This is a genomic window from Campylobacter estrildidarum (assembly GCF_005406205.1).
GTDB classification, from domain to species: Bacteria; Campylobacterota; Campylobacteria; order Campylobacterales; family Campylobacteraceae; genus Campylobacter_D; species Campylobacter_D estrildidarum.
This window is the reverse complement of record NZ_NXLZ01000005.1, coordinates 1-14,086: the sequence shown is the minus strand read 5'-3', so window position 1 is coordinate 14,086 and position 14,086 is coordinate 1. Positions and strand designations below refer to the sequence as shown.

The 14,086-nt window shown below is 29.7% G+C and carries 13 protein-coding genes and 1 pseudogene; 11 read left to right on the top strand and 3 right to left on the bottom strand.

All coding sequences use genetic code 11. The features are described 5' to 3' along the window. Nucleotides 1-65: 65 nt before the first annotated feature. The 10 genes and pseudogenes from pgp6 to CQA69_RS08930 all read left to right on the top strand — a co-directional run bounded on the left by pgp6 (nucleotide 66) and on the right by CQA69_RS08930 (nucleotide 10,339). Complete coding sequence (gene pgp6 / locus CQA69_RS03690) at nucleotides 66-1,433, top strand: peptidoglycan metallopeptidase Pgp6 (RefSeq protein ID WP_137620484.1); 1,368 nt, start codon at nucleotides 66-68, stop codon at nucleotides 1,431-1,433. Further along, nucleotides 1,433-2,317, top strand: a complete 885-nt coding sequence (gene lpxC / locus CQA69_RS03685) for a UDP-3-O-acyl-N-acetylglucosamine deacetylase (protein WP_137620483.1) — start codon at nucleotides 1,433-1,435, stop codon at nucleotides 2,315-2,317. The genes pgp6 and lpxC overlap by 1 nt, the downstream gene beginning before the upstream one ends. Nucleotides 2,318-2,355: 38 nt before the next feature. Continuing rightward, entirely contained in the window at nucleotides 2,356-2,757 is a 402-nt protein-coding gene (locus tag CQA69_RS03680) for a tRNA threonylcarbamoyladenosine biosynthesis protein TsaB (protein ID WP_137620482.1), read from the top strand. 23 nt (nucleotides 2,758-2,780) lie between these two features. Then, nucleotides 2,781-3,659: a homoserine kinase gene (thrB, locus tag CQA69_RS03675; protein WP_137620481.1), complete on the top strand. Its 879-nt coding sequence runs from the start codon at nucleotides 2,781-2,783 to the stop codon at nucleotides 3,657-3,659. 264 nt (nucleotides 3,660-3,923) lie between these two features. Beyond that, a complete protein-coding gene (gene infB, locus CQA69_RS03665) occupies nucleotides 3,924-6,509 on the top strand; it encodes a translation initiation factor IF-2 (RefSeq protein ID WP_137620479.1) in 2,586 nt (861 codons plus the stop codon). After that, the gene (rbfA, locus tag CQA69_RS03660; protein ID WP_137620478.1) at nucleotides 6,506-6,868 is read left to right on the top strand and encodes a 30S ribosome-binding factor RbfA; all 363 of its coding nucleotides are present in this window, start codon (nucleotides 6,506-6,508) and stop codon (nucleotides 6,866-6,868) included. The genes infB and rbfA overlap by 4 nt, the downstream gene beginning before the upstream one ends. Further along, nucleotides 6,858-7,298 carry a ribosome maturation factor RimP gene (rimP, locus tag CQA69_RS03655; RefSeq protein WP_137620477.1) on the top strand — a complete coding sequence of 147 codons (441 nt, stop codon included), beginning with the start codon at nucleotides 6,858-6,860 and terminating at the stop codon, nucleotides 7,296-7,298. The genes rbfA and rimP overlap by 11 nt, the downstream gene beginning before the upstream one ends. Before the next feature lies 1 nt (nucleotide 7,299). After that, nucleotides 7,300-8,238: a DNA (cytosine-5-)-methyltransferase gene (dcm, locus tag CQA69_RS03650; protein WP_137620476.1), complete on the top strand. Its 939-nt coding sequence runs from the start codon at nucleotides 7,300-7,302 to the stop codon at nucleotides 8,236-8,238. Then, a complete protein-coding gene (locus CQA69_RS08935; RefSeq protein ID WP_171000309.1) occupies nucleotides 8,238-9,389 on the top strand; it encodes a phospholipase D-like domain-containing protein in 1,152 nt (383 codons plus the stop codon). Before dcm ends, CQA69_RS08935 begins: the two co-directional genes overlap by 1 nt. A 29-nt stretch (nucleotides 9,390-9,418) precedes the next feature. Continuing rightward, a pseudogene (locus CQA69_RS08930) lies at nucleotides 9,419-10,339 on the top strand (5-methylcytosine restriction system specificity protein McrC). Here CQA69_RS08930 and CQA69_RS03640 read toward each other — a convergent pair. The 3 genes from CQA69_RS03640 to CQA69_RS03630 are packed head-to-tail and all read right to left on the bottom strand — an operon-like array spanning nucleotide 10,310 to nucleotide 12,786. Further along, nucleotides 10,310-11,116, bottom strand: a complete 807-nt coding sequence (locus CQA69_RS03640; protein ID WP_137620475.1) for a metal ABC transporter permease — start codon at nucleotides 11,114-11,116, stop codon at nucleotides 10,310-10,312. The pseudogene CQA69_RS08930 and the gene CQA69_RS03640 overlap by 30 nt on opposite strands. Further along, on the bottom strand, nucleotides 11,109-11,912 hold the full coding sequence (locus CQA69_RS03635) for a metal ABC transporter ATP-binding protein (RefSeq protein ID WP_137620474.1): 804 nt from the start codon (nucleotides 11,910-11,912) through the stop codon (nucleotides 11,109-11,111). Before CQA69_RS03635 ends, CQA69_RS03640 begins: the two co-directional genes overlap by 8 nt. 13 nt (nucleotides 11,913-11,925) lie before the next feature. Beyond that, entirely contained in the window at nucleotides 11,926-12,786 is an 861-nt protein-coding gene (locus tag CQA69_RS03630; RefSeq protein WP_137620473.1) for a metal ABC transporter solute-binding protein, Zn/Mn family, read from the bottom strand. A 139-nt stretch (nucleotides 12,787-12,925) separates the two neighbouring features. On the opposite strand from CQA69_RS03630, the gene CQA69_RS03625 reads away from it, so the two are divergent. Continuing rightward, nucleotides 12,926-14,086, top strand: a 1,161-nt coding sequence (locus CQA69_RS03625) for a PDC sensor domain-containing protein (RefSeq protein ID WP_212741624.1), incomplete at its 3' end; no start/stop codon positions are given.

Below are 14,086 nucleotides of genomic sequence, written 5' to 3'. Positions count from 1 at the left end.
AAAATATTGATTAATATTTACTATATTGATATAGAATTTTAGGAAATTCTTTAGGAAGAAAATCTATGATAAAAAGAAAGAAGAAAACATTTTATCTGTATTTTTTAATTGTTGCTGTTTTAGCAGTTTTTTTTATTATAAAAAAAGAAGTTATATTTAAACAAGACTTACCCCAAGTTTTTGTACCCAATATAATTTATACTAATCTTGAAAAACCAATTTCAGTGCATATAAAAGACTCTAAATATCCTATTAAAAATGTTCAAATAATTTTACGAAAAGATTTTAATGATAAGGGAATTGTTATAGCAAATGAAAAAATTCAAAATTTAAGCAACATTACTTTACAAGTTGCTTTGCCTAAATTTGAAGAAAAGATGAAATCTTTTATTATGGAAATTTCCGCAAACAATAATAATTTTTGGAATTTTTTGACCCAAAATGAAACAAAAAAGCAAGTTGCAGTTATTATTGATGATGCTTCCCCAAAAATTAACGTTTTGAGCAATTCTTATCAAATTGAACAAGGAGGAGCTGCGGCTGTTGTGTTTTCTGCACAGGATGCTAATTTGGATCAAGTTTATATAGAAACAAATAAAGAAAGAATCTTCAAAGCTACGCCTTATATAAAAAAAGGTTATTATGCAGCAATTATTGCTTGGGATGCAAAAGATGAAGAATTTCGTGCTTATATCGTAGCTAAAGATAAAGCAGGAAATGCTTCTAAAGAACGTATAAGGTATTATTTTTTAAATCATAAATATCGCGTTTCTAATATTAATCTTACAGATAAATTTTTAGATGGTAAAATTGAAAATTTAGCTCAAGAATATGCTCCGAAAGATAATAATTTTACACGTTTTGAAAAGTTTAAATTTGTTAATGAAACTCTTAGAAATGACAATGAAATTCTCATACATCAAATCACTTCAGAAATTCCTGAAGCTAAATTAGAGAATTTTAATATTAATTTATTTTTACCACTCAAAAATGCTATGAAAGTAGGCGATTTTGCTGATCATAGATATTATTCTTATAATGGGCAATTTGTTAGCGATTCTTATCATATGGGTATAGATTTGGCTAGTGTTAGAGAAGCTCCAATTGTTAGTAATAATTCTGGCAAAGTTGTGTTTGCACAGAAAAATGGAATTTATGGGCTAAATTTAATTATCTATCATGGCTTTGGTGTTTATAGTCTTTATGGGCATTGTTCTTCCAAAAATGTTGACGTAGGTGAAGAATTAGCCAAGCAAAGTATTATAGCAAGAACGGGAACAAGTGGTTTAGCTTTGGGCGATCATTTGCATTTTGGAGTTTTAGTCCAAGGAGTTGAAACACGTCCAGAACAATGGCAAGATAGGAAGTGGATTGAGAATAATATTTATAAAATTTTAGATGATGGTAAAAAAATAATTTTAGGACAAAAATAATGAAACAATTAACTTTAGCAAAAGCAGTCAAAGGTGTAGGAATAGGACTACACAAAGGCGAACCTATTGAAATTACTCTTGAGCCTTTAGAGGTAGATAGCGGCATAGTGTTTTTTAGAAGTGATTTAAATGTGAGCTATAGGGCTATTCCTGAGAATGTAATCAATACTCAAATGGCAACGGTTTTGGGTGATGATCGAGGTTTTATTTCTACGATAGAGCACTTAATGAGTGCAATTAATGCTTATGGGATTGATAACATACGTATAGTTTTAAATGCAAATGAAGCTCCTGTTATGGATGGATCAAGTATTAGTTTTTGTATGATGCTTGATGAAGCAGGAATTAAAGAGCTTGATACACCTAAAAAAATTATGGTGATTAAAAAACCAATAGAAATAAGAGATGGTAACAAATTTGTTCGCTTGATACCAACCAAAGAACCTCGCATTAATTACACGATCAAATTTGATAATGCGGTTATAGGAGAACAAACTTATAATTTTGAATTCAGCAAAAAAAATTATATAGAAAATATTGCAAGAGCAAGGACTTTTGGATTTTTAAAAGATGTACAAATGCTTAGGGATAAAAATTTAGCACTTGGCGGTAGTTTGGAAAATACTATAGTTGTAGATGAAAATCGTATTTTAAATCCAGAGGGATTACGCTTTAAAGACGAATTTGTAAGGCATAAAATTTTAGATGCAATTGGAGATTTAACTTTGCTTGGATATAGGGTTTTTGGAGATTACATATCTTTTGCTGGAAGTCATCATTTAAATCATTTGCTTACAAAAGAAGTGCTCAAAGATAAAGAATCTTATGAAATAGTCACTCTTGAAAAAGCAAATGAGAAAGTTTATGAAAAGGTTTTTGCATAAAAACTTCTCTTTTATTAAATACCTTATCCAAGCCTTTAATGCTTGGTATTTATGAAAATGATGTTCTTGCTAAAAGTATAATAAGTCCCGAAAAAGCAAGTGAATTTGTACCCAGAATTTTACAAGAATTGTTAGAAAATTTTACTTTTAATGAACTCATTTATGCTAATGGCCCAGGTTCTTTTATGGGGATTAAAATTTCTTATGTGAGTTTGAGCACTTTAAGTATAGTTAAAAATATACCACTATTTGCGGTTAGCGCCTTTGAATTGAATAATAATCAGCCTATTAGTGCTCATAAAGATGTGTGTTTTGTAAAAAAAATAGATGGAATAGTTTTGGAAAAAGCGACTGCAGGGGAGTTTAGCTTACCTTTAAATTTAAGCAAACTTAATAAAAAAAATGATAATCTACCTTTTTATTTTTTATCTGCAATTTAATATTTATATTTTAGGAAAAAATATTGAAAATTTTAGTACCTGCAACAACTGCAAATTTAGGACCAGGATTTGATTGTCTTGGTTTAAGCATAGGGCTTTTTAACAGCACTATAATTGAAAAATCAAATTTTTTTAGTATTAGTATTTATGGTGAAGGCAGCGAGAGTTTAAGTCTTAAAAAAAATAATGTTTTTGTGAGTATTTTTAATGAAGTTTATCAAAGATTAAGCGGAAAAAAAGATACTTTTCGTTTTATCTTTGAAAATAAAATCCCCTTATCTAGAGGACTTGGAAGCTCTTCATCGGTAATTGTTGGAGCTATAGGAGCAGCTTTTGAAATGACTGGTTTTAAAGTTGAAAAACAAAAAATTTTAAATGAAGCGTTAAAATACGAAAACCATCCAGATAATATAGCGCCAGCAACTTTAGGTGGATTTGTGGTTTCTGTTGTCGAAAATGAAAATGTTTTTAGTATTAAAAAATCTATAGATGAAAGTTTAAGTGCTGTAGTCGTTATTCCAAATGTGCCTATGAGCACAAATCAAAGCCGTGCAGCTTTGCCTATAAATTTGAGCTTAAAAGAATGTGTTTTCAATTTATCTCATTCTTCTTTTCTTACAGCTTGTTTTTTAGAAAAAAAATATGATTTATTGACTATAGCAAGTAAAGATCTCATTCATCAAACTCGTAGGATGAAAAATTTACCCGAGCTTTTTGAAGTACAAAAATGTGCTTTAGAAAATAAGGCCTTAATGAGCACTCTTTCAGGCTCAGGAACAAGTTTTTTTAATCTTGTTTATAAAGAGGACGCGAAATATTTGAAACAACAACTTGAGCAAAAATTTAAGGATTTTAAAATTTTATCTTTAGAATTTGATAATAAAGGCTTTGAAATTTGCTAAAAAATGAAAAAAAAAGATATAATTTTAAACATAAACCTGTAAGAATGTGTGTGATTTGTAAGAGTCGTTTATTTCAAAAGGAATTACACAGATTAAGGATTTTTCAAAAGGAATTACACTTAAATTTAAATCGCGGTCGTAGTATTTATGTGTGTGATCAGTGTCTTTTAATTGAGGATAAAAATTTTCAAGCAATTTTTTTAAAAGTATGTAAAAAATTAAATATAAAAACCACTCAGCAGAATATAAAGGAGATAATTTTAAATGGCAAAAATTAGGATTTATGAGATAGCAAAAGAATTAGGATATGATAGCAAGGAAATTATCGCGAAGGCGAACGAATTGGGATTGAGTGTTAAAACTGCATCAAGTGCTGTAGAACTAGAAGTTGCTGCAGGAATTTATGAATATATACAAACTAAAGTAATTCCAGAGGCTTTTAAAAAAAATATAAAATCAACTCCTGCAAAAAAAACAAAAACAAAACCCAAAGAAGAAAAAACTCAAGAAGTAAAAAAAACACAAACAGAAAAAAAATCCTCGAAAAAACCACAAGAAAAATCAAAATCTTCAAAATCTAATTCAGAAGATTTAAAAGAAGAACCAAAAGAAAATTTACAAGAAAGTTTGGCTAGTGCCACTTTAGCAAAAAAAAGAGGTCTTGTAATTGTCAAAAAGAAAAAAGATGAAGAAGAATGTGCAAAGAAAGAAAAAGAAGAGGTAAAAATCACCACTCCTGCGAGCGAAGAGCATATAAGTTTAAAAACTATATTTTCAAATGCAGATGAGAGTTTAAAGAAAAAGAAAAAAGATAAAAAACCTTTTGTCGCCACAAAAAAAGAAAATACTCAAAAAATGGATCTTTTAGGAAATCAAGATTTTGCTGAAATTTCTTTAGACGATGAAGATGAGGTTGTTTTACCTGATTTTAGTGTTAAAGTTGAAGAAAAGCCAAATAATGCCATCAAAAAACAACCCAATTTTTTACGCCAAGCTGTTGGAAATTCTGTCAATTTTGCTGAAGGCGGAATTCAAAGAAGAAGTCGCAAAAAACCACCTAAAAAAGTAGAAAAAAAAGAAAATGAAGCCATTACAAATGTTGAAATTCCTAAAGAAATTAGAGTGTATGAATTTGCTGATAAAATAGGCAAAAGCACAAGCGAAGTGATTTCAAAGCTTTTTATGCTCGGTATGATGACAACCAAGAATGATTTTTTAGATGAAGATGCTATTGAGATTTTAGGTTCTGAATTTGGTATAGAAATTACAATCACTGATGAGGCAGAAGAATTTGATTATGTAAAAGATTATGAAACGCAAGATGATGAAAAAGATTTGATTACTAGGGCTCCTGTTATTACGATAATGGGACATGTTGATCATGGTAAAACTTCATTGCTAGATTTTATTAGAAAATCTCGTGTTGCGAGTGGTGAAGCAGGAGGAATTACTCAGCATGTAGGCGCTTATATGGTGGAAAAAAATGATCGTAAAATAACATTTATCGATACTCCAGGCCACGAAGCTTTTACAGCAATGCGTGCAAGGGGTGCGAGTATCACCGATATCGTTATTATCGTTGTGGCTGCTGATGATGGGGTTAAACCTCAAACAAAAGAAGCGATCAATCATGCAAAAGCTGCTAATGTGCCTATTATTATAGCGATTAATAAGATGGACAAAGAGGGCGCAAATCCTGATATGGTAAAAACACAACTTGCCGAACTTGATATCATGCCAGTAGATTGGGGCGGAAGTTATGAATTTGTAGGTGTGTCTGCTAAAACGGGGATGGGTATAGAAGATTTACTTGAAATCGTGCTTTTGCAAGCTGATATTTTGGAGCTCAAGGCAAATCCTAAAAATTATGCAAAGGCAAGTATTATAGAATCTTCCATACAAAAAGGCCGTGGTGCTGTTGCTACTGTGATAGTGCAAAATGGAACTTTAAAAGTAGGCGATACGGTTGTAGCGGGTGTTTCTTATGGAAAAATAAAGGCTATGAGTGATGATCAAGGTAAAGCACTTAAAGAGATCAAGCCAGGTGAATGTGGAGTGATAGTTGGTTTAAGTGAAGTGGCACAGTCAGGTGAAATTTTAATCGCTGTTAAAACTGATAAAGAAGCAAGAGAGTATGCGGCTAAACGTTACGAATACAATCGCCAAAAAGAGCTTAGCAAATCTACAAAAGTCAGCATTGATGAGCTTGGAGCTAAGATCAAAGAAGGCAATATCAAAGCTTTACCAGTTATATTAAAAGCAGATGTTCAAGGAACGCTTGAAGCTTTAAAAGCAAGTTTGGAAAAATTAAGAAATGATGAAATTAAAGTTGATATCATCCATAGCGGGGTAGGTGGAATCACACAAAGTGATATTGAACTTGCTAGTGCGAGTGAAAATTCTATCGTGCTTGGTTTTAATATACGTCCAACAGGAGAGATTAAAGAACGCGCTAAAGACAAGGGTGTGGAAATAAAAACCTATAATGTTATTTATAATCTTTTAGATGATGTTAAAGCCTTGCTTGGTGGTATGATGAGCCCTATAATTTCTGAAGAGCAATTGGGTCAAGCTGAAATCAGACAAGTGATTAATGTGCCAAAATTGGGTCAAATTGCGGGTTGTATGGTTACAGAAGGCGTGATCAACAGAGGAGCTAAAATTCGTCTCATACGAGAAGGCGTTGTGGTTTTTGAAGGAAGCGTGAGTTCTTTAAAACGTTTTAAAGATGACGTCAAAGAGGTTGCAAAAGGTTATGAGTGTGGCGTTGGCATACAAGGGTGTGATGATATGAGAGTGGGTGATTATATAGAAAGTTATAAAGAAGTTGAAGAAAAAGTAAGTCTATGAATCCAGCCGAGATTAAAAAATTACGCACAGAAAGCATTTTAAAAGAGCTTATCCCTGAAGCTTTAGCAAATTTGGATGATGAGAATTTAAAAAATCTTTGCGTTGTGGATGTGGAATGTAAAAAAGGCAGATACGATGCTTTTGTGTATCTTGATAAGATGTTTTTTAATACCCACGAGCAAGAAAAAATTCTTAACACTTTAAAAAAAGCATCAAGGGCTTTGCAAAATTATTGTATGAGTGAGCAAGGTTGGTATCGCTGTCCAAATTTTCATTTTAAATTTGATGATAGACTCGAGTATCAAAATCACATGGAAGCACTTTTTGAAAAGATAAAAAAGGAAAAAAATGAATCTTGAGGCTTTGTGCAAAGAAGCAAATTTAGAGCTTTATGATAGTGAATTAGTCAGTGAAAATGGAAAAAAAATTTACCGAATTTATGTGATGAATCCTTTAAATGAAAAAGGCGAAAGAGCGGGGATAAATTTGGATGATTGTGCTAGGCTTAGTGAGATTTTATCGCCTATTTTTGATGTGGAACCGCCTGTAAGTGGAGAGTATTTTTTAGAAGTTTCAAGCTGTGGACTTGAAAGAAAGCTTAGTAAAATAGAGCATTTTGAAAAAAGTATCAATGAGCTTGTAAAAATCACAACCAATGAAAAAGAAAAGATCGAGGCAAAAATTCTTAGCGTTGAAAATGAAAATATAAATTTACAAACCTTAGACAATAAAAAAATTACTCTTAAATTTAATGATATAAAAAAAGCTAGAACCTTTGTGGAGTGGTGAAATGGCAAGTTTTGTTGATCTTTTTGCAGGTATAGGTGGGTTTCATTTTGCTTTTAAGGAACTTGAATGTGTTTTTGCCAGTGAGATTGAGCAAAATGCACAAAAAACCTATCTTTTAAATCATCCAAACACTCCATTATTTGGCGATATAACACAAAAAGAAGTTCAGGATAAAATTCCTGCTAAATTTGATATTTTGTGTGGAGGCTTTCCTTGTCAAGCTTTTAGTATAGCAGGTCTTAGAAAAGGTTTTGATGATAGTAGAGGGATTTTATTTTTTGAAATCGCAAATATAGTTAAAAAGCATATGCCAAAGGTAATTTTTTTAGAAAATGTAAAAAATTTAAAGTCTCACAATAAAGGACAAACATTTTTAACCATTCAAACTTCCTTAGAGAAATTAGGTTATTATGTTTTTAGTGAAGTTTTAAATTCTTCTACCCACGCAAATATACCACAAAATAGAGAAAGAATTTTTATAGTTGCTTTTAATAAAAATAAAGTTAAAAATTATAATGACTTTTCTTTTCCAAAACCTATTAAATTAACAAAAACAATTAAAGATTGTTTAGAGCATAGTAAGCAAGATGATAAATTTTATTATAATAATAAAAGTCAGTATTATAAACAATTAAAAAAAGAAATTTTAAAAAAAGATACGATTTATCAATTAAGACGTATTTATGTCCGTGAAAACAAATCAAATCTTTGTCCGACTTTAACTGCAAATATGGGGACAGGTGGCCATAATGTTCCTTTGATTTTAGATGATTTTGGGATACGAAAATTGACACCTAGAGAATGTTTTAATTTTCAAGGTTATGACAATACTTTAAAATTACCAAATATAGCATTTTCAAAACTATATATGCAAGCTGGAAATTCAATTACATTGCCATTAGTAAAACGCATAGCAAAGCAAATTCTTAAGGTTTTATAGTGATAGATTTTTATTCATTAGATAAAGAAAAAAAGTTAAACTATGCTAACTTATTGGGTATTTTAGGTTCCCTTTCTAAGCTTTTTAGTGAAAATGAAATACCATTTTTACATTATAGAATAATGGAAAATTTATTTTGTAGCTGTTTTAATGCTAAAAATTTAAGTCGTTCGGATACAGCTTATGATGCACAGATTAATGATATAGGAATCGGGCTTAAAACTTTTATTTGTGAAAAAAATAATAGTATAGAAAAAATCGCAGAATTTAATAAATTATCATCAAATTTAAAAAATATAAAAGACTTGAAAGAGCTTGTTTTAGAACTCGCAAAATATAGAAATCAAAGAATAGATTTGGCAAATAGTCTTTATGGTATCAATAAAGCATTTTATCATATTATAGCAAGGCGTAAAGATAGATTTATATTTTTTCAAAGTGATTATGAAAAAATAAACTTAGATAAAATTAAAATATTAAAAAATTCAAAATCCAGCCTTTCTTTTACGGATGGTATTAATGAATATTATTTTAATTATTCTAAAAGTGTTTTGCAAAGAAAATTCTATATAGATGAAAATTATAATGAGCTTAAAATAGAAATTTTAGATGATCCTTTTGATATTTTACTTTCATTAAAAGACGATATTTTAAATAAGAATAAAGTAAAATCTAAAGTTGCTGGTGTTGATTATGTAATTTTACCACTTTATAGTTTTCAAAAAGAAGAAAAATATATTCCGCAAAAAAGTGGATTAAATCAATGGAATGCAAGCGGAAGATTAAGAGACATTAGCGAAATTTATGTAAAAATACCTGCAGAAATTCATAAACTATGTCCAAATTTCTTTCCTGATAGAGATAGTCCTTTTACGCTTACAACTCCAAATAACGAGAAATTAAATGTAAAGCTTTGTCAGCAAAATTCAAAAGCTTTAATGAGTAATCCCAATAAAGCACTTGCAAATTGGCTTTTAAGAACCACTTTGCAACTAAAAGAAGGGGAATTGGCTACTTATAATAAGCTTCAAATTTTAGGTTTTGATAGTGTAATTATTAATAAAATAGATAATTTAATTTATAGTATTGATATAATGCCTTTAGATAGTTATGAAGAATTTATTGATTTGATTAAATGCAAACAAAAGTAAAATTATTATTTTAAAGTCATATTTCATCTTTGAAAACTTCTAAAATGCCTTTATTTGAAATTTTTATTTCTATGTTTTTAGAAGAATTGGATTTGATTTTTAAAAAAGGATTAAAAAAGATTATGTGAGTATAGAAGATAATAGGGCTTTTTTTAAAGGGAAAATTGCTTTTTAGCGAAAATTTAAAACACAATCTTATCCATAAAGAAAGATTTTTTACAGAAAGTGATGAGTTTATTTTAGATATTCCGCCAAATCGTTTGATCAAATCTACACTTGAGTTTTTAAAATCTAAAACAACTATACATAAATTTAAAGTCACAAAATCCTTGCAAATGCTTGATGAGGTGCAATTATCTAAAAACTATAAAAAAGATTTTGAGTATAAAATTTCAAGACATTTTGATTATTATGAAACTTTGCTTTCTTGGTGTAGGATTTTTTTACAAAAAGAAACTTTTACTCCTTATAAAGGAAGCAATGAAGCCTTTGCTTTGCTTTTTCCTATGGAAAAACTTTTTGAAGATTATGTAGCTCATATGTTTAAAATAGCCAATGAGCAAGTTAAGATTAAGACTCAAGATAAAACTAAATTTCTAATGAATAAAAATAACAGCGAAGATTGTTTTTTGCTTAAACCAGATCTTTATATCCAAGATCATATAATCGCAGATACCAAATGGAAAATTTTAAGCGATAGTAATGATAAAAAACAATATTCTATTTCACAAAGCGATCTTTATCAAATGTTTGCATATGCCGCTAAATTCAAGGTAAAAGAGGTTTGGCTTATTTATCCTTTGTGTGGAAGGACTTTAGAATTAAAAGAGAAAAGCAAAAAGGATGAGTATTTTTTCAAAGCGAGTGATTTTTTAAATTTCTTAGAAGGTCGTATAAAGTTAAAAATCTTATTTGCACCTTTACCTTTTACAAACGATTTTCACGCCTAAATTGATTAAAAAACCAAAACAAGCAACGATAATAATACAAGCTCCACTAGAAAGATCGAAATAATAACTCAGCAAAAGCCCTCCTAAGCAAAAAATTACACTTAAAAAGCTTGATAAAATCATTATAAAACCAAGTTTTTTGCTAAAATTTTCAGCGATAAAACTAGGAATACTAAGCAAAGCCATAATAAGGATAAGTCCCACAAGACGGATAGAAATGACGATACAAAATGCCATCAGTGCGATCAAAAGATAATGAAAAAAAATTGTATTGATCCCACGCACTTTTGCAAATTCATTATCAAAACTTATAGCTTCAAATTGTCTATAAAATAAAAGCATTAAGACAATCGCTACTCCATCAACTAAGCCCATTAAATACAAATCTTGATTTTCAACCGCTAAAATATTTCCAAAAAGATAAGCCATAAGATCGGTATTGTATCCAGGACTTAAATCTATAAGTATGATACCAATCGCCATACCAAAAGCCCAAATTACAGCGATGATACTATCGCTTCTGTGCTCGTAATGTTTAACTAAAAAGGCAACGATAAAAGCTAAAATCAGAGTAAAAATGCTTGTGCTAAGTAAAATAGGCAAGGAAAAATAAAAAGCAATCCCTATACCCCCAAAAGCTCCATGCGTAATGCCTCCAGCCATTGAAAAAAGTCGATTGATCATAATCAAAGTTCCTATAATCCCACAGGCAATACTGACTAAAATTGCCGCAAAAAGAGCATTTTGAAAAATGGTAAAATGAAAAATTTCAAACATCACTTTCCTTTTTTAAGCAATTTTCTTTATTTTGGCAACTTTCCTTATAGTAACAATTTGTATCACATAAGCATGAATTTAAGCTCATTTCTACATCGCAAAAATGAGAGTGATTTTCGTATAAATGTTTTAAAAAATCGCTTTTTTCTTTTTCTTTTTGATTTGAGTGCAAGAAAAGTTCTTTATTAAGGTGTGCGATTTTATCGCTAAAAGTTAGCACTAGGTTGATATCGTGACAAACTAACAAAATCCCTATACCTTTTTCGTGTAAAGAAGTTAAAAGTTCAAAAATTTGAATTGCCGATTTGCTATCAACGCTTGCAGTAGGTTCATCTAAAATAAGCATTTTACACTCATCCACCAAAGCTCTTGCTATAAATACACGTTGTCTTTGCCCTCCGCTTAATTCATTGACTTTTTTATCCCAAAAATCTTGCATCTTGACATTTTTCAAAGCCATCATTGCTTTTTCTTTATCATTTTTACTATAAAAACCAAATATTTTTTTATTAACAAGCCCCATAAGAACTATATCGATAACTCTAGGAAAAAAATTTGGATTTGCTAAAGTATGCTGAGGTACATAGCCGATTTCATTTCTTTTAATTCCACTAAAGCAGATAGCATTTTTAGAATTTAAAAGTCCCAAAATTAGCTTTACAAGTGTAGATTTTCCAGCTCCATTTGGACCTATTATAGATAAAAAATCTTTATTATCATAACTTAAATTGATGTTTTTTAAAACATATTCTTGGTTATAAGAATAATTAAGATTTCTAATGCAAAAAAATTCCACAAATCACCTTTTCTTATTTTGCTTTTAAAGCATCACTAATACGTAAAAGCTCATTTTCCCAATCTTTTGAAAGATGATTGATTTCAAAAATTTTTGCATCACATTCGCGTGCTAAAGTTTTTGCCGCTTTTTCGGGAAAACCATTTTGAACAAAGATAATTTTGATATTTTTTTCTTTTACTAGAGTAATGAGTTTTTGCAAATCTTTGATTTTTGGTTCCTTGCCTAGAATTTCTACAGGAATTTGAGTTAAATGGTAACGTTTGGAAAAATATGCCCAAGAGGGATGATAAACTACAAATTCTCTTTGTTTCAATTTTTCAAGTTTTGATGAAATTTGCAAATTAAGACTATCAAGTTCTGCTAAAAATTGATCCAAATTTTTTTTATAAAGATCCTTATTTTTAGGATATTTTTTAATTAGTGTATTGTATATATTTACAGCCATAGTCTGTACTAGTATCGGATCTAGCCAAGTGTGTGGATCTTTTTGATTACGATGATGAGAGTCTTTAAAATCTAGTAAAGATATATTTTTTTGCATATTGACAATTTCTAATTTAGGAAAATTATGGTGAAATTTATTCAAAAAAACTTTTTCAAATTCCAAACCTATAGTGAAATAAATATCACTTTTTTCTAGTTTTTTCATAATACTCGGTTTGAATTCAAAATGATGTTCATTAGCATTGGAAGGTAAAATAACATTGACTTTAAGTGTATCTCCTGCGATTTTTTCCACAAAAAAAGCTTGTGGAGCTATACTTACGCTAACTAAAGAAATAGTATCTGAATTATTTTTTTTATGTAAATTTGTAGCTTCTATAAAACTAAAAAAACCCAAAACAACAAATAAAAGAAATATTTTTTTCATAAAATGACCTTATTGGTTTGATCGAGTAGGTTTTATTATACTGAAATTAAGTTTAAATTTAGTATAATATTTACTAAGAAGGTATTTTAATATTATGTAATTTACTATCGAAAATAATTAAAGAAGGGGATTAGTTTGTATGAATAATTTAAAATTTAAAGTTTCTTCTATAGCTGGTTTGATCACTATGATTGGACTTATTGCATTAGGAGTTATTAATTATTTCTTTTTAAAAGATTTGATCTATACTGAAGTTATTGAGGCTGAAACTAACTATATTAAGGTAGCTAAAACTTCTGTTTCATCATTTGAGGAAAAAAATATAGAGGCTGTAGAAAGTTATAGCAAAAATATTTTAAGTTTGCCTTATGACAAACTTAGCTCCCAGCAAGCTTTGATGGATAATATAGGTGAAGATCTTAAAGTTTTAAGAGATGCTGGAGGATTTTTAGCGGTTTATATTGCTCAACCTAATGGAGAATTAGTAGTATCCGATACTGATTCAGATGCTAAAGGATTAGACTTTGGAATTTATGGCAAAGCAGATAATTATGATGCAAGAACAAGAGATTATTATCAAGGAGCTCTAAAAACTAAAGAAGTATATATTTCTCCTTCTTATATTGATGTTACATCTAATCTTCCTTGCTTTACTTACTCTAAAGCTCTTTATAAAGATGGTAAATTTATAGGTGTTTTGGCTATAGATATTCTTACTAAAGATTTGCAGAAAGAATATGAAGTAAATCCAGGAAGAACTTTTGCTTTTGATAAAAACGGTAAGATTTTTGTCGCAACTGATAAAGAGCAGCTGAAAGAGGGTTATAGCATCGCTCAAATTGCGGCCTTGTCTAAGCAAAAAGCAGATTTTGAACCTTTTGAATATTTAAGAGAAAGAGATAATAGCGAAAGATTTGCTATATGTGCAAAATACAAAGACTCTACGATTTGCATAGGAGAACCTTCAAGCATAGTAAAAGATCCGATTCATAAGATGACTTACCTTCAAATTGTCGTTTCTTGTATTATGATCGTGGTAATTTTCTCTTTGCTTTATTTGGTGATTTCTCGTTATCTCTCCCCACTCACCACCATCCAAACTGGTCTTAACTCATTCTTTGATTTCATCAATCATAAAACAAAGAATGTCTCTACTATTAATATAAAAACTAATGATGAGTTTGGTCAAATCTCAAAAGCTATCAATGAAAACATCCTTGCTACTAAACAAGGTTTAGAACAAGATAACCAAGCTGTAAAAGAATCAGTCTCTACAGTTCAAACAGTAGAAAGAGGAGAT

What these genes read in the sequence shown, in the direction of transcription:
- pgp6 (WP_137620484.1), top strand. Translation starts at nt 66, where the DNA reads ATGATAAAAAGAAAGAAGAAAACATTTTATCTGTATTTTTTAATTGTT.
- lpxC (WP_137620483.1), top strand. Translation starts at nt 1,433, where the DNA reads ATGAAACAATTAACTTTAGCAAAAGCAGTCAAAGGTGTAGGAATAGGA.
- CQA69_RS03680 (WP_137620482.1), top strand. Translation starts at nt 2,356, where the DNA reads ATGCTTGGTATTTATGAAAATGATGTTCTTGCTAAAAGTATAATAAGT.
- infB (WP_137620479.1), top strand. Translation starts at nt 3,924, where the DNA reads ATGGCAAAAATTAGGATTTATGAGATAGCAAAAGAATTAGGATATGAT.
- rbfA (WP_137620478.1), top strand. Translation starts at nt 6,506, where the DNA reads ATGAATCCAGCCGAGATTAAAAAATTACGCACAGAAAGCATTTTAAAA.
- rimP (WP_137620477.1), top strand. Translation starts at nt 6,858, where the DNA reads ATGAATCTTGAGGCTTTGTGCAAAGAAGCAAATTTAGAGCTTTATGAT.
- dcm (WP_137620476.1), top strand. Translation starts at nt 7,300, where the DNA reads ATGGCAAGTTTTGTTGATCTTTTTGCAGGTATAGGTGGGTTTCATTTT.
- CQA69_RS03640 (WP_137620475.1), bottom strand. Translation starts at nt 11,116, where the DNA reads ATGTTTGAAATTTTTCATTTTACCATTTTTCAAAATGCTCTTTTTGCG.
- CQA69_RS03630 (WP_137620473.1), bottom strand. Translation starts at nt 12,786, where the DNA reads ATGAAAAAAATATTTCTTTTATTTGTTGTTTTGGGTTTTTTTAGTTTT.